Raw genomic sequence first — 24,244 nt, forward strand, 5'->3', positions numbered from 1 at the left:
TTATTTTCCTTTTCTTCTTGATATTATTAGCTTATCGCTAGCCTTTTTACGGCGAGTCTTAGCACCTTTAGTTGGTTTACCCCAAGGTGTAACTGGGTGACGACCTGAGTTCTTTTTACCCTCACCACCACCATGTGGGTGATCTACTGGGTTCATTGCACTACCACGAGTTTGTGGGCGAATACCTCTATGTCTATTGCGTCCTGCTTTACCGATTGTAACGTTAGCCCAATCTTCATTACCAACTTCACCAATACTAGCCATACATTCAGCTAATACTCTTCTCATTTCACCTGATTGTAAGCGAACGATTACATATTTTTCTTCTTTACCCATTAATTGAGCAAAAGAACCTGCTGAACGAATCATTTGTCCACCTTTACCTGGTTTTAACTCAAGGTTATGGATAATTGTACCTACAGGAATTGATTTTAATTTCATAGCATTTCCTGGTTTAATATCTAAACCTTCAGCAGCTGAACAAACAATGTCATTTACTGCTAAACCACGAGGTTGGATAATATATCTTTTTTCACCATCTTTATAAGCAATTAATGCAATACGGCAATTTCTGTATGGGTCATACTCAATAGCTTCTACACGACCTTCAATTCCAAATTTATTTCTTTTGAAATCAATGATACGATATAGTTTTTTAGCACCTGCTTCTTTATGGCGACTTGTTATTCTTCCGTTGTTATTTCTACCTGCTGCAGCTGGAAGTTTTACAAGTAATGAGCGGACACTAGCTTTTGCTGTAATATCATCGCTACTTACACCTGTAATATATCTTCTGCTTGGGGTATATGGTTTATAAGTTTTAATAGCCATCTTAGCCTTCCTTATTCTCTAAACTAGCACCCTCAGGTAGCTTTACATAAAACTTTTTAAAGTCACTTCTTTGGCCTTCAATTCCTCTAAATCTTTTAACTTTTCCATCCATTCTTAATGAATTTATTTTTAAAGGAACGATACCAAAATATTCTCTTAACACTTGCTTTAGACCATTTTTTGTCATTTTAGGACTAGCTTGAATAACTACTACGCCACTTTCTTGAAGGCCTAAAGTTTTTTCTGTATAAACTATATTTTTTATATCTGTGATATCAGCCATCTTAGCCCTCTTTCGTAATTGATGCTAAAGCATCTTTTTCAATAATAACTGAGTTAAATATACTTAATAAATAAGCATTTACTTCAGTAATATCAACAACATAACAATTTGCAAGATTTCTAAATGCTAATAATGTTTTTTCATCTAATAATGATTTAACTATTAAAGCATCTTTAACACCTATTTTATTAATCATAGCTCTTGCATCTTTTGTTTTACCACTTTCAATAACTATATTATCTACTGCAAATATTGCGTTTGCATTTGCTTTATCAGCTAAAGCTCTTTCAAATGCTAATCTCTTTTGCTTTTTATTTACTTTTTGAAAATAGTTTCTATTATTTGTTGGACCAAATGCAACTGCACCACCTACCCATACGTTAGTTCTAGTTGAACCTGCACGAGCACCGCCACGACCTTTTTGTCTCCATGGTTTTTTACCACCACCGCTAACATCACTTCTACCTTTAGTATGAGCTGTATTTGCTCTCATGCTAGCTTGATATGATTTTACATATAAATAAAGGTTATGAGGATTTACTTCAGCGTATCTTGCTGGTAAATCAAGCTCACTAGCTTTTTCAAATTTATCGTTTAATACGCATACTTTCATTTTACAATCCTTACTTTACCCATTGCACCATTATAACCTGCAACGCTACCTTTTAATACTAAAACACCATTTTCAGCGTCAAATGAAACAACTTCATTTTTAACAGTAACTAATTCATTACCAAAATGACCCGCCATTTTGCGTCCTTTTTGAACACGACCTGGCCACTCGCGGTTACCTATAGAACCTGAGCGTCTGTGAAAACGGCTACCATGACTTGCTGGACCACCTGCAAATCCGTGTCTTTTAATAACACCTGCAAAACCTCTACCTTTTGAATTAAAGCTTACTTTTAAAACTTTTGCTTCAGCTAAAGGTGTAGTGTCAATGTCACCTGCTTCTTTATTTGCTACTTCTAAACTAGCAAATTTGTTAAACTCTGCACTTAGGCTGTATTTTTTTTGCTGACCTGCTATGCACTTGTTTTGATGTTTACCTTGTGCGTAAGCAACGATAGCTTTACCATCTTTAAGTTCGCAAACTTTTGTTTTTACTAACTTAAGTAATGTTACAGGAGTGCTAGATGTGTTAATTGTTCTACTCATTCCGATTTTTTCAACAATATATTCCATACTCTATCCTTACTTGCCCATTGCACGAACTTCAACATTAACTTCTGGTGCCAAATCAAGCTTTGTTAAGCTATCAACGGTGTCAGTAGTAGCAGCCAAAATATCAATCATACGAGCGTGAATTCTCATTTCAAATTGTTCTCTTGAATCTTTATTGATGTGCGGAGATCTTAAAACGGTATAACGCTTTATTTTTGTAGGCATTGGCACTGGACCTCTAATTTCAGCACCAGTTCTCTTAACGGCTTCAACAATTGCCGCAACTGTACGATCTAGAACCCTATGGTCATAAGCTTTTAACTTTAACCTAATTCTTTCCATAATTTTTCCTTTTAAAAGAACTCGTTGGCATTTAAGCCAACCCATTAAAGAACATGTGATAAGTATCACAAAAACTAAAATAGGTTCGCAAGTGTATTTAATATAAGTTTATTTGTCAAGAAAAAATATAAAATTCTACATATTTTTATCTTTTTTAAAGAGATAATAAATATAATTTAATTTATTTTATCTTATTTCTTATATAAATATATTTAAAAATTTACATTTTTTTAAGTTTTAAAATTATAAAATTAAATAATTTTTTTAATTTTATATTAAGGTAAAATATGCTTGAGTTATTTTATGCTTTATTTTCAGGTATTTGTTTAATTTGTTGTGGTGTTTTAATGTATATGAAATTGTCTAAAGAAGAAAAACAATGAATATTATAAGCCTGCTTGTTTTAATTTCTTTTATCTTATTTTTAATCTTGTCTTATTTTCTTTCAAAAAGAACTAAAAATTTAGATGACTTTTTTGTTGCAGGAAGAAATGCTAATACTATATTTTTAACAGGTACTGTTTTTGCAAGTATGTTATCTACAAATGGTTTTATGGGTGATTGTGCTTGGGTATATGATGGCCACTTTATATCATTAATGGTGATAAATACTATGTGTGCTTGTGGTTATATCTTAGGCTCTTTATTTTTTGGAAGATATCTAAGAACAAGCAAAGTAAAAACTCTACCTGAATTTTTCTATTTAGTATTTAAAGAACATAAACTTGCAAAATATCTAAGAATGTGTTCGGCTTTTGTAGTTTGTTTTAGTATGTTTGCTTATCTTGTTTCAGTTATGCAAGGTGTTAGTATTTTATTAGAAAGTTTAACTGATTTTAGCAAAACTACAAGCTTAATTGCAGGTTTTATTATAATTTTAGCCTTTGTAAGCCTTAGTGGCTCAAATGGAGCAATTATTAGTGATACTCTTATGTGCATTATGTTTTTAAGTGTTACTATAATTGCAGCATTTTATATTTTTAATACTATTGAAAATCCTTTTATAGCAATGAAACAACTTGCTCAATCACGGCCAGAAACATTAAAAGCTCCAAATGAATTATCTTATGTATTAACTATGGGAATTATCTGGTGTATAACTATAGCTATTTCTCCTTGGCAAGCAGGTAGAAATTTAATGGCTAAAAATGAACATGTGATTTTTAGAACGAGCGTATTATCAGCAATTTTAACAGTATATTTTCTAGGAATTTTATACCTATTAGTAATAGTTATTAAATATAGTGGAATTAATATTAATACCAGTGAAAAAGTAGTAATTATTTCTGCTTTAGAACAAATGCCTCCTATTTTAGGTGCAATGCTAATAACTGGTATAGTTCAAGCAGGAATTAGCTCTGCTATGACATTTTTAGCTGTTATTGGTTTTAGTTTTAGTGAAGATATTATAGGACAAATAAGCAAAAAAGAAAAAACTGATAAACAAAAACTTATATTGTGCAGAATAATTATATTAAGCGTATGCGTTTTATGTTTTATAATTAATACTTTTGAATTAGCAAGTATTAGAATAATTGCTTGGTTTGCAAGCACTATAATAGCAGCTAGTTGGATAGTAAGCGTTATTGGTATTTTATATATCAAAAACTATGGAATAAAATCAGCCCTAGCATCTCAAATCAGTGGATTTTTAACTTATATAATTGTTAGATTTTTAAGCGAACTAAACTTAATTACATATGAAGCATTTTTTTGCTCTATATTGTCTAGTTTAATCTTTGGAATTATGTTTTTAGAAAAAAATTCTAATAAAAATTTAAATTTTATGTCTATTAAATTAGAAACAAACGAATACAAAAAAACTAAATTATATGCCATATTATTAATATTTTCAGGCGTTTTATTATCTTCGTTATTGCTTAAATATTATTCTTCATTATTTAATTAAATATTTATATCAATATATCTTTAAGTTTCAAACAAGGAAAAAAATATATAATTAAAAAACTTATATTTAAAATTTAATATTTTAAATTAAGATTAAATTAAAAAAGGAGATTTTATGAATATTTTAGTTTGCACTAAAATTGTTTTAGATGAAGAAGAATTAAAATTTTCAAATGGTGAATTAGATCAAACTTCTAATTTAAAAATTTCTAACTTTGATTTAAGCGCAATTGAATGTGCTTTATCAATTAAAGAAAAAAATGCTGATTGCAAAATCATAGGAGTTTATGCTGGCGAAAGTCTAAATTCAAAACTTAGTAAAGATTTATTAAGCCGTGGCTTAGATGAGTTAATCAATTTAAAAGGCGTTGCAGTTGATAGCATAAGTGCAGCAAATGCAGTTTGTGAATATGCAAAAAGCATTGATGCAAAAATTATAATCGCTGGTTCAAATTCTTCTGATTTATTTCAAGGAATATTTTCACCTTTTCTAGCTGCAAAATTAGATGCTGCATATGCAGGTAATGTAAGTGCTATTAATGCAGTTTCAAATATTGTAGATTTAAACACTAGTGATTCTTTAAACGAAAGTCATCTTAATTTAGATTTACCTGCAGTGCTTAGCGTAAATCCTGAATACTATGAAGCAAAAATACCTGGTATGAAAGCTATCTTACAAGCTGCTAAAAAACCTTGCAGTGAAGTTGCTGCTAGTAATAATGTGTCGAAAATTACTACATTAAAAATAGAAGCTCCAAAATCAAAAGATAGAGCAAAACAAATATTTGAATTAAAAGACTTTGAGAATTTCAAATCGGAATTTGAAAAATTATTATAAGGAGCAAGATATGAAAATTTATGTATTTACAAACGAAATTGATACCTTAAAAAAGATTAATAATTTAGGTATTATTGACACTCACTATTGCACTGAAAATATACAAAGCATTGCTGAAAATCAAATTAAGTTTAATATTGCTAATGGTGCTAGCATTAATGATTGTGCAAAAAGCATTGCTGAAGATTTAAAAAATCAAGATGTATTATTTATCACCTCATCAGCTAATAAAGATTTAGCAGCTTTAGTTGCAGGATATTTAGACGCTCCTATTGTTAGTGATGTATCAACTATAGATTTAAGCAATGGGGTAAAAACTACTAATATTGTTTATGGTGGTGCTGCTATTAGAACAAGTGAACTTACAGGAAATGAAAAAATAATCTCTTTAAGCACAAACTACGCGGCAAATGAAAATGAAATAGCTTTGAAAGATGTAAATACTACAACGAAAGAAATATCGGCTAATAAAGTAAAAGTTTTAAGTGTTAATAAAAAAGTAAATAACGATGTAGATTTAAGCAAGGCAAAAATTATTGTTGCAGTTGGTCGTGGCTTTGCTCAAAAAGAAGATTTAAATTTAGCATATAAATTAGCTGAAAAATTAGGCGCGCAAATTGCATGCTCAAGACCTATTGCAGAAACTGAAAAATGGATAGACAAATCTCGCTATATAGGTATTAGTGCAAACATTATTGCACCTGATTTATATATTGCTATAGGTATTAGTGGACAAGTTCAACATTTAGTAGGTTGTGTAAATTCTAAAAAAATTGTAGTTATTAACAAAGATGACAAAGCACCATTCTTTGAATCTGCAGATTTAGGAATTGTTGGTGACTTAAAAGAAGTTTTAAATAACTTATCAAAAGTATTAATTTAAAGGAGTATTTATGGTTTATTTTGAAAATGAAGGTTTAAAGTGTGAATTAAACGATGGAATTTTAATTATGAAAATTAATCGTGAAAATAAAGCAAATGCACTAAATCACGAAACAAGTTATGCTATGGAAGATGTTTTAAATCGTGCAGAGCTTGATAAAGATGTAAGAGTTATCATAATAACAGGTGCTGGTTCAAAAGCCTTTTGTGCTGGAGAAGATTTAAGTGAACTTAGTGGAAGTGGCGAGTGTGCTACAGTTACACCGCATGGCTTTGGAGGTATTACAAATCGCCTTAGCAAAAAGCCAATTATAGCTGCTGTAAATGGCTTTGCAGTAGGTGGTGGCATGGAAATAGCTATGAGTTGTGATTTAATAATTGCATCAGAAAATGCTAAATTTGGCTTAACCGAAGTTAAAGTTGGACTTATTGCATCAACTGGTGGTCTTGTAAGACTTGCAAGAGATATCCCTACAAAACTTGCAATGGAAATGATGCTAACAGGTCGTGTAATTAAAGCCGACGAAGCTTTAAAATATAATCTTATTAACAAGATAGTTCCACAAGATGAGCTCATGAATGAAGTTTTAGAATTAGCTAAAACAATTACAAAAAATGCTCCATTATCGCTTGAATTTTCAAAAATGATTTTTCATAGAGCAAAACAAATGAGCCTTGAAGATGCAACTGCATATTGTGATATAGCATATCGTTTTATAGAAAAAACAGCTGATGGAATTGAAGGACCTAAAGCCTTTATTGAAAAGCGTGAACCTGTTTGGCAAGGAAAATAATCATGGTAGAAAAAAGAGGAATAGAACCTAAAGTATTTTTTCCATCACTTTTTGTAGTGATTCTTTTAGGTTGGTGGGTTATAAGTGATTTAGATGCTGCTAATGCAACTATAAATAAAACCTTTGATTTTGTTACTCAAAAGTTTGGTTTTTTATTTGAATGGTATATGGTAGCAATGTTGGCTGGATTTTTTTGGCTAGTGTTTGGACCTTTAAGTAAAAGAAAGTTAGGAGATGGCGATCCTGAATACAGCACTATATCTTGGATATTTATGATGTTTGCAAGTTGCACTAGTGCAGCTATTATTTATTGGGCTGTTTTAGAGGTTTATTACTACTCTATTTCTATGCCATTTGGATACGAAAAAATGAGTTATGAAGCTATGGATATGGGGCTTCCATATTCTATGTTTCATTGGGGGCCTTTGCCTTGGGCTTCTTATGCACTTTTAACAATTGCATTTGGTTATTTTATGTTTGTTAAAAAAATGGATACTATTCGCCCATCAGGAACATTAGCACCAGCAATAGGAGAAAAATTAGCTAATGGTTGGCTAGGAACTATAATTGATAATGTTTATGTAGTTTGCTTAATTCTAGCAATGGGAACTTCACTAGGTCTTGCAACCCCTATTGTAACTGAATGTATGCAATGGTTATTTGGAATAGAACACACTTTAATGCTAGATGCAACAATAGTTTCATGCTGGGTAGTATTTAATGCTATTTGTGTGGCTCTTGGTATTTCTAAAGGTATTAAAATTGCTAGCGATATTAGAACATATTTGATGATTATTATGCTTGGATATGTGTTTATATTAGGCTCTACTACATTTATGCTTAATTATTTTACCGATAGTATTGGTATATTTATTACAAACTTTGCAAAAATGATATTTTACACAGATGGTATTCGTAGCAATGGTTTCCCACAAGCTTGGACAGTGTTTTATTGGTGTTGGTATATAGTTTATGGAATTTCAATGAGTATTTTCTTAGCTCGTATTAGTAAAGGTAGAACAATAGGACAACTTTGTATAGGAATTGTTGCTGGAATTAGTGCTTCAACTTGGATTATGTGGGGTATTTTAGGTGGAAACACAATGCATTTAATGGTAACAAAAGGCCTTGATATCCCTGCAGTTATTGAAAAATCTGGCGCTTTTAGGGCTGTAATTGAAACTTGGGCAACACTTCCTATGCCTACTGTTTGTATTTTTGGCTTCTTTATTTTTGCATTCATTGCAACTATTACTTTAATCAACGGATGTGCATATACTCTAGCAATGAGTACTTGCAAAGGTGTAAAAGAAGATGAAGAACCACCTCTATTTATAAGAATAGGTTGGAGTATTTTAGTAGGAGTTGTAGGTGTTACGTTGCTTGCATTAGGAGGATTAAAACCTATACAAACAGCAATTATAGTTGGGGGTTGCCCTTTATTTTTCGTAAATATTTTAATCATTTATGCATTCTTAAAAGATGCTAAAAAAATGAATTGGTTTTAAAAATTATTAAAGGAGAAAAATTATGGATTTTAAATTAAACGAAGAGCAAGAATTATTCGTAGCAGGCATTAAAGAATATATGACTAGTAGAAACTGGGAAAGCTATTTTGCAGAGTGCGATGAAAAACATGAATATCCTATTGAATGGGTTAAAGGGTTAGCAGAACTTGGAGTTGATACTATGCTTTTAGATGAAGAACATGGTGGAATGGGTGTAAGTATGGTAACACTAACAGCTATTTGGGAAGAATTAGGTCGTCATGGAGCACCTACTTATGTATTATATCAACTTCCAGGATTTGGTACTATCTTAAGATATGGAACACAAGAACAAATTGATAAAATATTTGCATTCCGTGGAACAGGCAAGCAAATGTTTAATAGTGCTATTACAGAACCTATGGCAGGAAGCGATGTTGGAAGTCTTAAAACAACTTATATAAGAAAAGATGGCAAAATTTATTTAAACGGACAAAAATGCTTTATTACAAGTTCATTACATACTCCTTATTTAATAGTAATGGCAAGAGATGGATCAAGTGAAAAGCCTATTTATTCTGAATTTTTTGTTGATATGAGCAAGACTGGTATCAAAGTGACTCCACTTGATAAACTAGGTCTTAGAATGGATAGTTGTTGTGAAATTACATTTAACAATGTAGAACTTGAAGAAAAAGACTTCTTTGGAAAAGAAGGAGAAGGGTTTAATAGAGTTAAAGAAGAATTTGATGCTGAAAGATTTTTAGTTGCTTGCACAAATTACGGCGTAGCTTTATGTGCTTTTGAAGATGCTTGCAAATATGCTAATGTTAGAGTTCAATTTGGTGAAGCTATCGGGAGAACTCAATTAATTCAAGAAAAAGTAGCTTTCATGGCAATGAAACTTAATTCTATGAAAAATATGATTTATGAATGTGCTTGGAAAATGGATGAGGGAATTGCTAATTCAGGAGATAGTGCAATGTGTAAATATTATTGTGCTAATGAAGCATTTAGCGTAATTGATACAGCTGTACAAATTCTTGGTGGAATTGGTGTTACAGGTCATAGGGTAGGAAGATTTTGGAGAGATTTAAGAATAGATAGATTAAGTGGTGGTAGTGATGAAATGCAAATCCTTACACTTGGTCGTGCAATATTAAAACAATATAGATAAAGGAGTTTAAAATGAATACACCTAAATTTGGTCCATTAAGTGGAATAAGAGTAGTTTTCTCAGCTATTGAAATAGCTGGACCATTTGCAGCACAAACTTTAGCAGAATGGGGAGCTGAAGTTATTTGGATTGAACATAGCAAATACACTGATACTATTAGGGTTCAACCAAATTATCCTGAACTTAGTAGAAGAAATTTATATGCTTTAAGTCTTAATATTTTTAGTGAAGAAGGTAAAGAAATTTTTTATGATTTAATAAAAACAGCTGACATTTTTATTGAAGCTAGCAAAGGCCCTGCATTTGCTAATAAAGGTATAACAGATGAAGTTTTATGGTCTTACAAAAAAGATTTAGTAATTGCACATTTAAGTGGTTTTGGTCAATTTGGTGATGATTATCACACAAATTTAGCAGCTTATAACACAATAGCTCAAGCATTTTCAGGATACCTAATACAAAATGGAGACATCAACCAACCAATGCCAGCATTCCCTTACACGGCTGATTATATGGTAGGTCTTACGGCAGCAGCATCTTGTTTAGCGGCTTTACATAAAGCAAAAGCAACAGGCGTTGGAGAAAGCATAGATGTTTGTATGTATGAAGTAATGCTTAGGGTTGGGCAATATTATATGATGGATTACTTTAATGGAGGAGAAATGTGTCCTAGAATGATTAAAGGAAAAGATCCACTTTATGCAGGTTGCGGATTATATAAATGTGCTGATGGTTATATTGTATTTGAAGTAGTTGGTGGATATCAAGTAAGTGAAATTTTTAAAGATTTAGGTATAGGAGAATTAATAGGCACTGAAGAATATCCAGAAGGTATTCAGCTAATATCAAGAAAAACTAGTAAAGCTACTTTATTTGAAGAAAAACTTGATGAATATTTTGGCAAATTAAATGTAAAAGATGCGCTTGATTATTTAAAGAGTAAAAAAATTGCAGGCGCAAAAGTTCTTGAAGTTAGTGAATTAGAAAGTAATTCTCAATATATTGCAAGAAATAGCATTATCACTTGGGAAAACGAAACAGGAAAAACTATTAAAGGTCCAAATATTATGCCAAGATTTAAAAATAATCCTTGTAAAGTATGGAGATCAATGCCTAGTTATGGAAAAGATACAAAAGATATTTTAAGTAGTATTGGTGTTAGTAAAGAAAAAATTAATAAACTAGCAGAAGAAAAGATTATTAATTGCGGTAAATAAAAATGCAAATAGTAAGCGAAAAAAACTTAGCTCATTTTTTAGAGCTAAAAGCAAAAAATGCTAAAGTAGATGATTCTACTTTAGCATCTTCTTTAAAAAGCCTTTGTTTTGTTTATGATAAATGTGAGGCTAACTATGAAAATGCTTATCTTGATAATTATGAAAATTTTGATGAGTATTTTATCAATAATGCAAAATTAGTTAATGGTTATTTTCAAGTTGGAGATTTTATAAAAGCAGTGAATTATAAACAATTAAATGCTTTAGCAAACCAGTGTGCTAATTATTTTAAAGAACTAGGGTTAAAACAAGGAGATAAACTAGGGCTTATGATTTATAACTCTTTTGAGTTTGCAATTATCTTTTTTGCTAGCTTTAAGCTAGGCTTAGTTTTAGTTCCTATAAATGCTTTATTTGCATATGATGATGCAAAATATGTAATAGATAAAACTAAGCTACAATATATTATATTAGAAAAGGAATTTCAAAAAAATTTTAAATTTAATATTAATACAATAATTAAAGAAAAATTATTAGAAAATATCAAAAATAAATCAAAAGAATTTGAAACAAATATTATAAATTGTGATGATTTAGCAATAATATTATTTACTTCAGGGACTACAAGCAAACCAAAAGGCTGCAAATTGACTCACTATAATTTACTTTATGCAAGTCATTTTACTTCAGCTCAAATAGGTTTAAGGTGTCAAGATATTTTTGCTACTTCTATGCCAAATTGGCATATAGATTTACTCACAACTGCATTTATGCCAAGTCTTAGAGCCAATACTAGATTTATTTTACTCAATAGATTTTCTGCTAGAAGATTTTGGCAACAATTGGTATTTTTTAAAGCAAATGTTAGTGAAGTTGTTCCAAAAATGATAGAAATAATAAAATTACAAAAACCATTTTTTAGAGAAGATAAGCACAACCTAAGATTTTTATTATATTTTCTAAATATGAGCAAAAAAAAATATCTTGAATTTAAAGCTAGATTTAAAACTGATCTCTTTACTAGCTATGGACTTAGTGAAAGCATAGTTGGTATTATTGGAGATAATCACTATGAAGAATTTAAATTCGGAAGTTTAGGTAAGGTTTATTTTGGTGTAGATGTAATTATTGCAAATAAAAAAGATAACAAACTAATACCATTAAAAGCTAATGAAATAGGTGAAATTTGTATAAAAGCAAGAATGGGTAAAGAAATTTTTGCAGGTTATTATGAAGATGAAAAAGCTAATAATGAAGCTTTTTGCGATGGTTATTTTCTAACTAAAGATTTAGGCTTTTATGATGAAGAAGGTTTCTTTTATTTTTATTCAAGAAACAAAGATTTAATTAAAATAAATGGAGAAAATGTAAGCGCTATTGAATTAGAAAATAAACTATGTGAACATGAGGCTATTAAAAACGCTTGTATTATAGCTGCATGTGATGACATTAGCTGTGATTTAATTATTGCTATTGTTGAACTAAATAATAATGAAGGTATTAGTTACAAACAAGATTCAAAAGATTTAATGAGTGCTATCTTAGATGAGAACTTAAAAAGCTTAAAAAAAGACATATTAAAAATTAACAATACTCTTACAAGTTTCAAAAGAATTAGAGATATTGTTTTTGTAAAAAATTTACCTTACAACCACATAGGTAAAGTTTGTAAAAATATTTTAGGAGAAGTTTATGGAAGAATTTGATGTGATTGTAGTGGGTGGTGGTATAAGTGGGCTTATTTGTGCTTATATACTAGCCCAAAAAGAATTAAGCGTAGTTTTATTTGAACGTGCAGATATAGGGACTAAAAATGTTTCTGGCGGAAGGCTTTATGCTCATACACTAAGAGACATTAAAGGATTAGAAGATTTTGACACTGCTTGTGAAAGAGCTATTATTTGTGAAAAATTAGGCTTTATGAATGACGAAAGTACTTTTATGATAGAAAGTAGAACTATACTTAGCGATGATAAATTTTCAAACTCTTATAGTGTGTTGCAAAATAAATTTTTAAATTATCTTTCTAATAAATGCGAAGAATTAGGAGTTATGATTGCTAGCAATGTTTTAGTAGATGATTTGTTAATTAGGTTAGAAAATGGTGAAATAACTAAATCAAGTTCATTAAATAGAACATTAAGGAACAATGAGAGCGTAATAGGTGTTAAAGCTGGTGAAGATGAAATGAATGCAAAATATGTAGTTTTAGCTGAAGGATTAAATTCTCTTCTTTCACAAAGCATTGATTTGCATGCAAGTAATGATGGCAACAATAGTTTTATAGGCAAAAACTATGCATTAGGAATAAAAGAAGTGATTGAGCTTCCTGTTAGCTCAAGATTTGCTTTAAATGATAAAGAAGGATTAGCAGCACTTTACGCAGGAAAAGCTAGTGATTATTTAATGGGCGGTGGATTTTTATACACTAATGAAAATACTATTTCTCTTGGTTGTGTTATAGGACTTGGAAGAAATATGAATAAAAAAAGCCATGAAATATTTGAAGATTTTAAAAATCACCCAAGCATTGCTCCACTTATTAAAGATGGAAAAACTTTAGAATATAGTGCAAAATTAGTTCCTGAAGGTGGATTTAATGCGATGAGCAAATTAGGAGCCAATGGTGTTTTGGTAGTAGGAGATGCTGCTGGTTTTTGTATGAATCTTGGCTACACCGTACGTGGAATGGATTTAGCAATTATGTCAGCAAAAAATGCTGCTCTTGCTATATCAACAGCCATTAATGATAATAAAAATGCTTTAGAAACTTATAAAGCTAACTTAGAAAAAGAAGGATCTTTTTTAGATTTCAAACAATTTAATCAAATAGGAGAATTCTTAGAGAATAACGAAAGAATGTTTAATGACTATCCAAAAGAATTAAATATTTTAATGAAAAGTCTATTTAAAATAGATGGCAAAAGCGAACCTATAAAAGCAAAAGTTATAAGGCTTATAAAATCAATCGGGGTTATCAATTTAATCAAAGATATATGGAAAGGAAGCAAAGTATTATGAATATTGATGAAAAATTAGGATTAAATAAATTTAATATTGATGAAGAAAATGCTCATATCATAATAAATGATATAGATAGCTCATTGGCAAAAGCATTATGCGATATTTGTCCTGCAAATTTATATAAATTAGAAGAAGATGTTCTAAAATTTGATTATGCTGGTTGCCTTGAATGCGGAACTTGTAAAATGGTATCTTGCATATATGCAAACCAAAAAAATGAAATAACAAGTACAATGGCAAGTGCAAATAACTGCGGAAAATTACTAAAACAATGGAAAGTTCCTAATGCAAGTTTTGGTGTAATATATAGATATGGATAAGTTTATAACTTATCCTTCTTCTTGAATAAATTCTGGAGTTGGTATATCTAAACTTTGTATAAGCTTATTTAATTCTTCATCCATATTACTTTCATAATAAGCCCAAGTTCCAACTCTTTTTACTTTTAACAAATTAGCTTCTTTTAATATTTTTAAATGCCTTGAGATTCTTGATTGACTCATATCAAACGACCTGCACATATCACAAACACATAAAGGTCCATTTTTGATTAAAAAAGCAGTAAGTGCTATTCTAGTCTCATCGTTAAGTGCTGAAATTCTTTTTAATAATTCTGTCATTTATTCTCCATATATATTTAATTAAATATATCATTATATATAATTTTTACTTTCAAATTGATTAAACTTATCTTATTATTAAAATTTTTATAATTATTGTATAAAATAGGAAACTTAATTCCTATTTTAAATTCCTAGACTATTTTATTATCTTGTAATAGTTTTTTAAATTCTTCTTTTAAAAATGGTTCTATTTCTTTATATGTTAAACGAACTTTTATATATCCACTAGCGTATGAAAATAATTCATAAGGACTATATGAAAATACTATTCCTAAATTATCAAAATAAAAATTATTTAATTCTAAAGAACTAAAAAATTTATTATCTTTTTCTGGATGTTTAGTTATATTTTGAAAATCTCTTATTTTTTTAGATATTTTTTCTTTTAACCTATCTGTATCTTTAAAAGCTTCGTTTGATGAAATAATTTTACCTGCTTTATCTAAAATTGCATATTTTTTAAAATGTAAAGGATGGGCACCTTTATTATCTTCTACTAAACTAAAACTTATACTCGTTAAATCATTCTTAGCAAATATTACATCTTCTAATATTTCTAAAGTTCCAAAATGAGTTAAGCTTTGAGCAAAAAATTCATTTAAATTAAGCTCTTCTTTATTATTTCCAGATAAATATCTAATCTTAAAATTACCATCGCTTGTACTGATACTAATACTATCATATTTAACCCCAATTGATTTTGAAGCCTCATAATCTATATTATTTGTTATCGTATCGTTACACGCAAAACATACATTATCTTGAATTATACTCATACCACTAACAAACTCAACTTTATCTTTATGGTCGTTAATTGTAAAATATGCGGTTTTATCTTTATCTATCATTAAAAACCCAGCAGAATTTAAACTAAGTGCCAAAATACTTGAAATTAATACTTTTTTCATTTTATACTCCTTAAATAAAAATAGTATTTTATCCTAAGTTAATAACACTTAAAAATTTTAATTAATTTTGTTTCACGTGGAACATATTTTATAATAATCTAAATTTGTTCTAACCCGTTTTCACAATAACTTTTATCATTTAATAAAGTATTTAAATAAATTTTATGGTTCTGTTCTAAATTTCTTTCATTTTCTTTATGATATATATGATATGCTATTGCTTGATGTTTTAGTCTTTTTAATTTATAGCCCTTATTTAAGAACCTTATTACAAATTCACTATCTTCTCTTCCCCAGCCTTCAAAATCATTATTAAATCCATTAATTGAAATAGCATCTTCTTTGTAAAAACCCATATTGCAACCACGAATACCTTTTATGTATATTTTTTTATCATTCGGTGTTTTTTGTGCTATTGATTTTAATTTTTTACAAATACTTTTATCAATTTTTGAGAAGTACTTAATTATTTTTGATAGAACATTAATTTTGTTTGCTTTAAATGTTCTTATATTTAATTCTATATTATCTTCTCTAATATCTTTTGAAATATTTTCCTTTAAACAAATTCTACTACCTTGTAAAAATACCCCTTTTTCAGCATTATTTTTATAATTTTTTATAAAATCATTATCTACAAGCATATCTGAATCAATAATAACCAAAAAATCTCCACTTGATATTTTTATAGCATTATTACGAGATCTTGCTAATCTAAATCCTAAATCTTCTTGATACGCATGTTTTAATATAACAGGATATTTACTAAACTTTTCAATTATATCCCAGTTATCTCCACCATCATCAGCTATAATTATTTCATCTGGTAATGTAGTCATTTTAAAGACATATTCAAGGCATCTTGTTAGTGCTACTTTATCGTTGTAAGTTGTGATTATTAAAGAACAAGTTGGAATTTTTGCATCTTTTAATTTTGCATATTTAAAAAAAGAACCTAAAGCATTGCATAAACTTATTATAAATCCATTAAAACCATCTTTTATTCCTAATTTTAAAAAATAGAATTTAAAAAATGTAAAAAATCCGTGGCTTATAGCTTTAAAAGTGCTAGTTTTTTTATTTTTATTATTTTGTGCATAAATTTCTGTATATCTTTGTAATTTTGTTATTAAATCATAAATTGAATTGAAAGCAAAATGGTGAAGATGGATATTGGTTTTTATTAATTGTGAATTATTTTTAATGATAATATTTTCATGAACATTAGCGTCATCATAATTAGTATGAGTTTTATTAAAAATCCTAACTATATAATCAGGATAAAACCCACAAGTTTTTATCCATTCATTTTTATAATAATTTTTTCTATTTATTGCATAGATTTTTGTAATATCGCTAAAATCAAGATTTTTTAAAAGCTCTAAACTATTAAAATCTATTACTTCATCAGCATCAATACAAAAGACCCAGTCATTACTAGCTAAATTTACAGCAAATTGTTTTAATTTGCCAAATCCTATAAAAGGTGAGCTAAAAACTTTTACATTTTTAAATTCTTTTGCAATACTAACGCTGTTATCAGTGCTTTCATTATCTACTAACACAATTTCATCAAATTCTGCTAAAGCATTTAAACAACGCTTTAAATTTTTTTCTTCATTTTTAGCGATAATGCAAACACTTATTTTCATTGACAACCTTCGCATTCAATGCTTCTATCGACAGGTTTATTATCTAGATGTTCGCTTGCTGGACTTTCACTTCTTAGATAATAACAAGATTTAAGTCCTAGCGAGTGAGCTAATGTATAAATACTATTTAAATACCCGCCACTTGCTTTGTCAAGACTAACAAATATATTTAAGCTTTGTCCTTGGTCTATCCATTTTTGGCGAATTGCAGCAGCACGAACTAAATCTCTTTGGTCAAGCTCATAAGCTGTAACATAATATTGCCAGGTATCAAGACTTAGATTTGGTACAACATTAGGTATCATTCCACTTAAGTTTTGTTCAAACCATTTTCTTTTATATACAGGTTCAATTGTTTGAGTAGTTCCAACTAGAATTGATATACTAGAAGTTGGAGCTATTGCCATTAAATAGCCATTTCTCATACCTTGTTTGCTAACTTTTTTTCTTAAATCATTCCAATCACAATTTGATTGATTAAATAAATTATCTCCTAGTGTTAGCATTTTTGCATTATCGTTAGCGACATCAATAGGGAAAATTCCCTTACTCCAATTACTTCCTTCATATTCAGGATATACACCTTTTTCAACTGCTAAATCACTACTTGCACTTATAGCTTCATAAGATATATTTTCCATAATTTTATCAATTAATTCAAAGTGGTCGTTAGTCCCAAACATTATTCCTTTTTCTGCTAACATTTGTGCTTCACCCATAACACCTAAACCTATTGCACGAGATTTAAGGTTAGTGTTTTTTACTTTTGCGTGTGGATAAAAATTAAGTTCAATTACATTATCAAGCATTCTAATTGCTATTGGAACTACTCTTTTAATATCTTCTATACTATTAATTTTACTTAAATTTATACTAGCTAGATTACAAACTGCGGTTCTTCCTTCATCATATTCTTTTTCTACTATATAAACTTTTTTACCATTTAAAGTATCAAGGCTACTTAATTTTTTTGCAGTTTTTACTTGTGAATTATCAAGAGTTAAAATATCATTTTCTTCATAAATCTTTATACTACCATCTTCAAAAGTAGCTTTTATTTTATAATGATTTGGGTCTGTATTTTGAAAAATTTCTGTACATAAATTAGAACTTCTAATAAGACCTGAATGAGAATTTGGATTAGCTTTATTAGCATTATCTTTAAAGCATAAAAACGGCATTCCACTTTCAAAATAATTTGTTAAAATCTTTTTCCAAAGCTCTTTTGCATCCATTACTTCTTTTACTATATTTTCATCTTTTTCAAGTCTTTCATACTCTAATTCAAATTCTTTTCCGTATAAATCACAAAGTTGTGGAGTATCAAATGGGTCAAATAAAGTCCATTTTCCATTTTCAGCAATTCTTTTCATAAATAAATCATTTATCCATAAAGCAGGGAATAATTCGTGAGCTCTTCTTCTTTCTTCTCCGCTATTTTTTCTAAGGTCAATAAAATCACAAACATCCATATGCCAAGGCTCAATATAAACAGATATTGCACCTTTTCTTGTGCCTAATTGATCAACCGCTACGGCAATGTCATTTGTGATTTTTAAAAATGGAATAATTCCACCAGCTGCATTTTTATGTCCGTCTATACTACCACCCATAGCACGAACCTTACTCCAATCCCAGCCTATTCCACCGCCAAATTTAGATAATAAAGCCATTTCTTTATAAGAATCAAAAATACCTTCTATATTATCAGGGGTTGAGCCGATATAACACGAGCTTAATTGGTGTCTTGTTGTTCTTGCGTTACTTAAAGTTGGAGTTGCACACATAACTTCAAATTTGCTTATTAAATCATAGAATTTCTTAGCCCATTCTTGCCTATTTAATTCGTTTTGAGCTAAAAACATAGCTATTGCCATAAACATATGTTGTGGTAATTCAATAGGATTACCTTTGCTATCTTTAATTAAATATCTATCATAAAGGGTTTTAATACCTAAGTAAGTAAATTGTAAATCTCTTTCAGGTTTTATATAAGAATTTAAATCATCTAAGTCATATTTTTCTTTAAGACCTAAAAATAATCTTCCTGCTTTTTCTCCGCGCTCAAAATATTCTCTTAAATGCACATATTCTTTTTGTGGATTAACTTTGTGATATAAATCATATAAAAATAATCTCGCAGCTACAAAAGTCCAATTAGGTCTATCTATATCTATTTTATCAACTGCTGTTTTTATTAAAGTATTTTGTATTTCTTCAGAAGTTATCATATCTCTAAATTGTATTTTAGCATCAACTTCTAGCTCACTTTGGCTTACATTATCAAGCCCTTCAGTTGCTAAAGTTGTATATTTTTTAATCTTAGATATGTCTAATTCTTCTACTCTACCTGTTCTTTTTACTACCTTCATGATTGATTATTTTTCCTTTGTGAATTTTAAAAAAGAATGTATTATAATAAGTAGATATATAATAAAGGTTAAAAAGAGTGGGATATTTATATAAAAAATTTTTTACTACAGAAAATAAAAAAGCTTATCAATTAGTTATGCAAAATTTAAACTACGATTTAAAAAAAGCACAAAGATTTTGTGATAAAAATCGTGTTATTATTTTTAAAAATAATGTTAGTAAAAAGCTAGAAAATACTTTAAATATAGAAGAAATAAATTTAACTGATATTGAAATATGTAAAAAGAATTCTATTATTTGTGGAGAATATTATTTACTAATTTATGAATGCGTTAGTAATAATTTAAAACCAATTTTTGAAAATGAATATTTTGCAATTTTTAATAAACCAAGCGGAGTTTTATCACATCCTAATGGAAGAAATTGTGAATATTCTTTAAATGATGAAATTTGGCAAAAATATGGAGAAAATGCAAGTGTAGCTCATAGACTTGACGCTGCTACAAGTGGTCTTATAATGGTAGCTAAAACAAAAACTGCCAATAAAGAATTAAAAGAACTTTTTGCAAAACAAAAAATACACAAAGAATATTTAGCATTAGTATGTGGTAATATTAAAAATGATTTTTGTGTTAGTGCAAGACTTAAAAATGATGATGATTTAAAAAATAAAATGCAAGTTTGTGTAGATGGCAAGATTTCGCAATCTGAATTTATAGTTATCAAAAATTATCCTAAATATACACTTTTAAAAGCAATTCCACTAACAGGAAGACAACATCAATTAAGAGTGCATTTGCATTATGTAGGAAATAAAATTGCAGGGGATAATTTGTATGGACTTACTAACAAACAAGCAAGAGATATTTTAGATAAGAAAATATCAAATATAAAAGAACTTTGTGGTGCAAGTAGGCTTTGTCTTCATTCTGCAAGATTAAAATTTACTTATAAAAATCAAGATTATGATTTTTTTAATTATGATATAGAAAATGAATTTTTAGGAGCAATTAAATGAATGGATTAGATATATTTCAATATTTATTTATGGGTGTGGTTTGCATTGGTGGAATTATTGGAATGATTTTTATCATAATCAATGAAAAGAAAAAATAATGTTTCACGTGAAACTTTTTATCATTAGATTATTTTAATGTTTCACGTGAAACAAAAAACTTATAATAAAATTAAAATTATTTACATACAAAATAAATTCATTAAACAAAAATTTTATTCTAAAACTTTGTTATAAATATAAATATAAAATATTTTATAAATTTTATTGAAGGAGAAAATATGAAAAAGATATTAATTTCTTTATTTTGTATAGGTGCATTAAATGCTAGTTCAATCAGTGAAATTGAAAAATTAAAACAAGAAAATGAAATTCTAAAACAAAGAATTGATGCTTTAGAAAATAAATTCTATGACCCGTTTGATGATTTTTTTAAAAGTTTTGATGCAATCAATAAACAACATATAAAAGCTTTAAATGAAATCAAAAAATCAATGGAAGATGATTTTAAAAACTACAAATCAAATTCTAATTACTCAAGTTATTTTCAAATCAACAATATCATATCTTATATGAAACAAACTTCACAAAATATAGATAATAAAACCAATTCAAAAATAGAAATAAAAACATATAACGAAAACACAAAAAAGGAATATTTATTAAAAGATATTATAAAAGATTTTGATACTTTTAAGGTATATTTTAATTCAAAAAATCTTGATAAAAATATAGAATTAGACAAATTCTATATTAGCAGTAATGGTTTTGTATTCTTATCAAAGGATTTTAAAAATCAAATTATTATTAATTTTGAAGATATGAAAATTTATTTAAAAGATGAATTTTTAAAAGAACTTTCTTTATAAATTCACAAACCCTATTTTATAAATAGGGTTAAACTTTAAAAATATATTAAAATATAAATTTAATTACCGATATATTAGTATAATCAGTAACTAAATATAAAGGTAAATTATGAAGCAATCACTTCTATTAGAATTAATCTATCCACTTCCTGCGGCAACACTTGGTTTTGAACTTTTAGTATTTTTAGGTTCAATATATTTTAAAAAACTAAATATCACTTTTATAACATTGTTATTTTTAGCTAGTAGGATATTATTTATTTTTATGGATTTTCAACAAGCCCACGCATATATTTCACTATTTTCACCGATTGTATTTGCAATATTATTAACGCTTAAAAAAGATTATCTTTCTACAAAAAGATTAATTCCTGCTTATTTGGTAGTATTGTTTTATATCTTAATTGGTATATTTATTAAAGATTATCAATTCATATCGTATTTACATAATTTAAACTTTATAAATCTTACTTATGCTTATTCAGATTTTTCTTTTTGCTTATTCTTGGTTTTAATGATTTATGTTGTAATTCTTAGAAAAATTAAAAATTTTGAATGTTTCTTGCAAGGTGCATATATTGCAGCCTATTTTCAATTTATATTCTACAATAGCCTTCAATTTTATAATTTAAGTTATTTTGAATTAGGCTCATTTATATTCTTAGCTGCTATTGGTTATCAAGGATATAAACTAGCGTTTTATGATTCACTAACTAATGTTTATAACAGAAGAGCTTATGATACTACTGAAGTAAAAAATAAAGATGTAATTGCTGTAGTTGATATAGATTTTTTTAAAAAGATTAATGATACTTACGGGCATGATGTAGGAGATATTATTTTAAGAAGTCTTGCAAGTATTTTGAAACAATATTCAAAAGCTTATCGTTATGGTGGAGAAGAATTTGTTTTGATTTTTAAAGAATATGATTTTTATAAGTGTGTTAGCTTACTTGAAAACCTTAGAAACGAAGTGCAAAATCATACTTTTAAGGCTAAAAATCACGAAATAAAACTAACTATTAGTATAGGTGTTAGTTTGGTTACAAACTCTAAATTTGGAGCGTTTGAAACTGCTGATAATAGACTTTATAAAGCTAAACAAACAGGAAGAAATAAAACTATATTTGAATAACCAAAGTCATATTAAATTCTTTAATAAATTTATTATTTATACTAAGTTTGTGAGTATATTTATTTTTATAAAATTACTTAAAAGATAGTAATATTTGAAAACCTTATTTTAAATCCTATAAATTAGAATTTAAAATAAGAAAATTCAATGTTTAAAACTCAAATCTAATACTTGCATTAATATTATAATCAATATTTAAATTCCCACTAAAAGTCTTTTCAGCTTCTATATTTAATCCTAATTTTTTACTAATATTTTTATTAAGTCCTATACTTGCAAAACCTCTTTTATCTTTCTTCGCTCCACTAAAAGCAAAAGAACTAATCCCATCACTAACTAAAAAATCAGGATTATTAGTTAAATCAAATATTCCACCAATTCCAGCTCTTAATGTTGTATTATTAATATCTACTCCAGTATAAACTGCTGCTTTTGATACCATTAAAACTTTTGAAGAAGATGTAATATTGACATTTGATACTTGAGATAAATTGCCAAATTGAATTACTTTTTCACCTTTAATATCAGTCTTTGGGATATAATTTGCAATCAATTCTACGCTAGGCTCTAAATAAAATTCATCACCAAATCTATAACCTAATTCAGCACTTGCTATTATACCTGTTCCTTTACTAGTAGAATTGCCTAAAAATGTATCGTTTTTAAACTCGCTTTTATAATGATTTGTTTTAAGAGTAGCATCTAAGAAAAATCCATTATTATAAACATTACTAACATACACTCCAAAACCATAATTATTAATTTTTGAATTAGTAGTATTATCAGTAGTTGTTTTACCGATATTTAGCATAATTCCTGCATAAGTATCAAAATCATTATTATTTATAATTTTGTCAGCACCTAATTGTATTTCATTGGCTTTTATAGAAGTATTTTTGATACTACCTTTATTTATATATCCACGAATCCAAATTCCTGCATTGTTATTAGCAAAACTTCTTAATTCTCCTAAACGCTTATTAAGGTTATTGTATTCAAACACTTGAGAAAAATAAAATTGCGAAGTCATTAATTTAGCTGATTCTAAAGCTTTTTCATTTTTACCTGTTACCATTAATTTGATAGCTTCTTTTTGTTCTTCTAATGCTATTTCAAATTTTTCTTCATCAGTCTTAAGCTCACTTGGTTTAATAGGATTTGCAGGTTTTAAATCTATCCAAGGAATGCTTGGTTTGATTTCAGGTTTTGCTTCTTCGTTAGGATTAGGTTTAATATTTTCATTAGGATTTATAGGAGTTTCTGGTGTAACTTCTGGCTTAATATCAGGTTTTATTTCTGGCTCACTTGGTTTAGTATCTTCAATATTTGGTGGGGTTGTTGGCTTAATAGGATTTGCAGGTTTTAAATCTATCCAAGGAATGCTTTTATTATCAAAATCTTTTATCATTGTGCCTTTATTTTCTAGGCTTTTATCCGTATTTTGATTAATTAACTCTTTTGCTTCGTTACTTGCTAATAAATTATCATTAAAATCTACTAAATCTTTTATTTTATCACTATTAGCCACTATTTCATTTATTTTATTTATATCTAATTTAGAATTATTTTTATAAGTTAAATCATTAAAACTTTGCTTATTATCCTTAGCTAAAACATATACTTGATAATCTCCTACCTTTTCACTCTTTAAATAAGAATTAGCTAAAGCATATTCGCTAATTCCTGAATAGAATTTAAGATTTGTAGCAAAATCATTATTAG

The 24,244-nt window shown here is 28.2% G+C and carries 23 protein-coding genes; 13 read left to right on the forward strand and 10 right to left on the reverse strand.

All coding sequences use genetic code 11. From position 1 onward, the window contains the following. From rplB to rpsJ, 5 genes are read right to left on the reverse strand one after another with little or no spacing between them, the layout of a single operon-like run. Nucleotides 1-831: a 50S ribosomal protein L2 gene (rplB, locus tag KJR01_RS01180; protein ID WP_214116098.1), complete on the reverse strand. Its 831-nt coding sequence runs from the start codon at nt 829-831 to the stop codon at nt 1-3. A gap of 1 nt (nt 832) precedes the next feature. Next, the gene (locus KJR01_RS01185; protein ID WP_214116101.1) at nt 833-1,114 is read right to left on the reverse strand and encodes a 50S ribosomal protein L23; all 282 of its coding nucleotides are present in this window, start codon (nt 1,112-1,114) and stop codon (nt 833-835) included. A gap of 1 nt (nt 1,115) precedes the next feature. Next, a complete protein-coding gene (gene rplD / locus KJR01_RS01190) occupies nt 1,116-1,727 on the reverse strand; it encodes a 50S ribosomal protein L4 (protein ID WP_214116103.1) in 612 nt (203 codons plus the stop codon). Then, nucleotides 1,724-2,299 carry a 50S ribosomal protein L3 gene (gene rplC, locus KJR01_RS01195; protein ID WP_214116105.1) on the reverse strand — a complete coding sequence of 192 codons (576 nt, stop codon included), beginning with the start codon at nt 2,297-2,299 and terminating at the stop codon, nt 1,724-1,726. The genes rplD and rplC overlap by 4 nt, the downstream gene beginning before the upstream one ends. 9 nt (nt 2,300-2,308) lie before the next feature. Further along, nucleotides 2,309-2,620 (reverse strand): 30S ribosomal protein S10, encoded by a 312-nt coding sequence (gene rpsJ, locus KJR01_RS01200; RefSeq protein WP_214116107.1) that lies wholly within the window; start codon nt 2,618-2,620, stop codon nt 2,309-2,311. Nucleotides 2,621-2,999: 379 nt separating this feature from the next. Here rpsJ and KJR01_RS01205 point away from each other — a divergent pair, with 379 nt between their 5' ends. The 10 genes from KJR01_RS01205 to KJR01_RS01250 all read left to right on the forward strand — a co-directional run bounded on the left by KJR01_RS01205 (nt 3,000) and on the right by KJR01_RS01250 (nt 14,267). Beyond that, nucleotides 3,000-4,529, forward strand: a complete 1,530-nt coding sequence (locus tag KJR01_RS01205) for a sodium:solute symporter family protein (RefSeq protein WP_214116109.1) — start codon at nt 3,000-3,002, stop codon at nt 4,527-4,529. Between the two features lie 114 nt (nt 4,530-4,643). Further along, nucleotides 4,644-5,366 (forward strand): adenine nucleotide alpha hydrolase family protein, encoded by a 723-nt coding sequence (locus KJR01_RS01210; RefSeq protein ID WP_214116111.1) that lies wholly within the window; start codon nt 4,644-4,646, stop codon nt 5,364-5,366. A 10-nt stretch (nt 5,367-5,376) separates the two neighbouring features. After that, nucleotides 5,377-6,249, forward strand: coding sequence for an electron transfer flavoprotein subunit alpha/FixB family protein (locus KJR01_RS01215; RefSeq protein ID WP_214116113.1), 873 nt, complete (start codon nt 5,377-5,379; stop codon nt 6,247-6,249). 10 nt (nt 6,250-6,259) lie between these two features. Then, on the forward strand, nt 6,260-7,042 hold the full coding sequence (locus KJR01_RS01220; protein WP_214116123.1) for an enoyl-CoA hydratase-related protein: 783 nt from the start codon (nt 6,260-6,262) through the stop codon (nt 7,040-7,042). 2 nt (nt 7,043-7,044) lie between these two features. Next, entirely contained in the window at nt 7,045-8,550 is a 1,506-nt protein-coding gene (gene caiT, locus KJR01_RS01225) for an L-carnitine/gamma-butyrobetaine antiporter (RefSeq protein WP_214116125.1), read from the forward strand. Between the two features lie 22 nt (nt 8,551-8,572). Further along, nucleotides 8,573-9,706, forward strand: coding sequence for a crotonobetainyl-CoA dehydrogenase (caiA, locus tag KJR01_RS01230; RefSeq protein ID WP_250325103.1), 1,134 nt, complete (start codon nt 8,573-8,575; stop codon nt 9,704-9,706). Between the two features lie 11 nt (nt 9,707-9,717). Next, on the forward strand, nt 9,718-10,923 hold the full coding sequence (caiB, locus tag KJR01_RS01235; protein ID WP_214116127.1) for an L-carnitine CoA-transferase: 1,206 nt from the start codon (nt 9,718-9,720) through the stop codon (nt 10,921-10,923). A gap of 2 nt (nt 10,924-10,925) precedes the next feature. Next, complete coding sequence (locus KJR01_RS01240; protein WP_214116129.1) at nt 10,926-12,629, forward strand: AMP-binding protein; 1,704 nt, start codon at nt 10,926-10,928, stop codon at nt 12,627-12,629. Next, on the forward strand, nt 12,616-13,944 hold the full coding sequence (locus tag KJR01_RS01245) for an FAD-dependent oxidoreductase (protein ID WP_214116135.1): 1,329 nt from the start codon (nt 12,616-12,618) through the stop codon (nt 13,942-13,944). Before KJR01_RS01240 ends, KJR01_RS01245 begins: the two co-directional genes overlap by 14 nt. Continuing rightward, entirely contained in the window at nt 13,941-14,267 is a 327-nt protein-coding gene (locus tag KJR01_RS01250; protein ID WP_214116137.1) for a ferredoxin family protein, read from the forward strand. The genes KJR01_RS01245 and KJR01_RS01250 overlap by 4 nt, the downstream gene beginning before the upstream one ends. A gap of 9 nt (nt 14,268-14,276) precedes the next feature. On the opposite strand, the gene KJR01_RS01255 is transcribed toward KJR01_RS01250, so the two are convergent. The 4 genes from KJR01_RS01255 to KJR01_RS01270 all read right to left on the reverse strand — a co-directional run bounded on the left by KJR01_RS01255 (nt 14,277) and on the right by KJR01_RS01270 (nt 19,502). After that, nucleotides 14,277-14,567 (reverse strand): ArsR/SmtB family transcription factor, encoded by a 291-nt coding sequence (locus KJR01_RS01255; protein WP_214116139.1) that lies wholly within the window; start codon nt 14,565-14,567, stop codon nt 14,277-14,279. Nucleotides 14,568-14,701: 134 nt separating this feature from the next. Continuing rightward, complete coding sequence (locus KJR01_RS01260) at nt 14,702-15,478, reverse strand: RsiV family protein (protein ID WP_214116141.1); 777 nt, start codon at nt 15,476-15,478, stop codon at nt 14,702-14,704. Nucleotides 15,479-15,576: 98 nt separating this feature from the next. Next, nucleotides 15,577-17,130: a glycosyltransferase family 2 protein gene (locus KJR01_RS01265; protein WP_442862252.1), complete on the reverse strand. Its 1,554-nt coding sequence runs from the start codon at nt 17,128-17,130 to the stop codon at nt 15,577-15,579. Continuing rightward, a complete protein-coding gene (locus KJR01_RS01270; protein ID WP_214116143.1) occupies nt 17,127-19,502 on the reverse strand; it encodes a ribonucleoside-diphosphate reductase subunit alpha in 2,376 nt (791 codons plus the stop codon). Before KJR01_RS01270 ends, KJR01_RS01265 begins: the two co-directional genes overlap by 4 nt. A 137-nt stretch (nt 19,503-19,639) precedes the next feature. Here KJR01_RS01270 and KJR01_RS01275 point away from each other — a divergent pair, with 137 nt between their 5' ends. The 3 genes from KJR01_RS01275 (at nt 19,640) to KJR01_RS01285 (ending at nt 22,522) form a co-directional block, all read left to right on the forward strand. Next, nucleotides 19,640-20,521 (forward strand): RluA family pseudouridine synthase, encoded by an 882-nt coding sequence (locus KJR01_RS01275; protein WP_214116447.1) that lies wholly within the window; start codon nt 19,640-19,642, stop codon nt 20,519-20,521. A gap of 278 nt (nt 20,522-20,799) precedes the next feature. After that, the gene (locus tag KJR01_RS01280; RefSeq protein ID WP_214116145.1) at nt 20,800-21,387 is read left to right on the forward strand and encodes a hypothetical protein; all 588 of its coding nucleotides are present in this window, start codon (nt 20,800-20,802) and stop codon (nt 21,385-21,387) included. A gap of 109 nt (nt 21,388-21,496) precedes the next feature. Beyond that, complete coding sequence (locus KJR01_RS01285; protein ID WP_214116147.1) at nt 21,497-22,522, forward strand: GGDEF domain-containing protein; 1,026 nt, start codon at nt 21,497-21,499, stop codon at nt 22,520-22,522. A 151-nt stretch (nt 22,523-22,673) separates the two neighbouring features. Here KJR01_RS01285 and KJR01_RS10160 read toward each other — a convergent pair whose 3' ends face one another. Then, complete coding sequence (locus KJR01_RS10160) at nt 22,674-24,050, reverse strand: autotransporter outer membrane beta-barrel domain-containing protein (protein ID WP_214116149.1); 1,377 nt, start codon at nt 24,048-24,050, stop codon at nt 22,674-22,676. Nucleotides 24,051-24,244: the final 194 nt, after the last annotated feature.

This window comes from Campylobacter sp. 2018MI10 (assembly GCF_018501175.1).
In the GTDB taxonomy this organism is placed as follows: Bacteria; Campylobacterota; Campylobacteria; order Campylobacterales; family Campylobacteraceae; genus Campylobacter_E.

Excerpts from the sequence above, each read along its gene's own strand:
- rplC (WP_214116105.1), bottom strand. The coding sequence starts at position 2,299 with ATGGAATATATTGTTGAAAAAATCGGAATGAGTAGAACAATTAACACA.
- KJR01_RS01215 (WP_214116113.1), top strand. The coding sequence starts at position 5,377 with ATGAAAATTTATGTATTTACAAACGAAATTGATACCTTAAAAAAGATT.
- rplB (WP_214116098.1), bottom strand. The coding sequence starts at position 831 with ATGGCTATTAAAACTTATAAACCATATACCCCAAGCAGAAGATATATT.
- KJR01_RS01245 (WP_214116135.1), top strand. The coding sequence starts at position 12,616 with ATGGAAGAATTTGATGTGATTGTAGTGGGTGGTGGTATAAGTGGGCTT.
- rpsJ (WP_214116107.1), bottom strand. The coding sequence starts at position 2,620 with ATGGAAAGAATTAGGTTAAAGTTAAAAGCTTATGACCATAGGGTTCTA.
- caiT (WP_214116125.1), top strand. The coding sequence starts at position 7,045 with ATGGTAGAAAAAAGAGGAATAGAACCTAAAGTATTTTTTCCATCACTT.
- KJR01_RS01265 (WP_442862252.1), bottom strand. The coding sequence starts at position 17,130 with ATGAAAATAAGTGTTTGCATTATCGCTAAAAATGAAGAAAAAAATTTA.
- KJR01_RS01255 (WP_214116139.1), bottom strand. The coding sequence starts at position 14,567 with ATGACAGAATTATTAAAAAGAATTTCAGCACTTAACGATGAGACTAGA.
- KJR01_RS01220 (WP_214116123.1), top strand. The coding sequence starts at position 6,260 with ATGGTTTATTTTGAAAATGAAGGTTTAAAGTGTGAATTAAACGATGGA.
- KJR01_RS01210 (WP_214116111.1), top strand. The coding sequence starts at position 4,644 with ATGAATATTTTAGTTTGCACTAAAATTGTTTTAGATGAAGAAGAATTA.
- caiA (WP_250325103.1), top strand. The coding sequence starts at position 8,573 with ATGGATTTTAAATTAAACGAAGAGCAAGAATTATTCGTAGCAGGCATT.
- KJR01_RS01240 (WP_214116129.1), top strand. The coding sequence starts at position 10,926 with ATGCAAATAGTAAGCGAAAAAAACTTAGCTCATTTTTTAGAGCTAAAA.
- caiB (WP_214116127.1), top strand. The coding sequence starts at position 9,718 with ATGAATACACCTAAATTTGGTCCATTAAGTGGAATAAGAGTAGTTTTC.
- KJR01_RS01275 (WP_214116447.1), top strand. The coding sequence starts at position 19,640 with ATGCAAAATTTAAACTACGATTTAAAAAAAGCACAAAGATTTTGTGAT.
- KJR01_RS01285 (WP_214116147.1), top strand. The coding sequence starts at position 21,497 with ATGAAGCAATCACTTCTATTAGAATTAATCTATCCACTTCCTGCGGCA.
- rplD (WP_214116103.1), bottom strand. The coding sequence starts at position 1,727 with ATGAAAGTATGCGTATTAAACGATAAATTTGAAAAAGCTAGTGAGCTT.
- KJR01_RS01280 (WP_214116145.1), top strand. The coding sequence starts at position 20,800 with ATGAAAAAGATATTAATTTCTTTATTTTGTATAGGTGCATTAAATGCT.
- KJR01_RS01260 (WP_214116141.1), bottom strand. The coding sequence starts at position 15,478 with ATGAAAAAAGTATTAATTTCAAGTATTTTGGCACTTAGTTTAAATTCT.
- KJR01_RS01185 (WP_214116101.1), bottom strand. The coding sequence starts at position 1,114 with ATGGCTGATATCACAGATATAAAAAATATAGTTTATACAGAAAAAACT.
- KJR01_RS01205 (WP_214116109.1), top strand. The coding sequence starts at position 3,000 with ATGAATATTATAAGCCTGCTTGTTTTAATTTCTTTTATCTTATTTTTA.
- KJR01_RS01270 (WP_214116143.1), bottom strand. The coding sequence starts at position 19,502 with ATGAAGGTAGTAAAAAGAACAGGTAGAGTAGAAGAATTAGACATATCT.
- KJR01_RS01250 (WP_214116137.1), top strand. The coding sequence starts at position 13,941 with ATGAATATTGATGAAAAATTAGGATTAAATAAATTTAATATTGATGAA.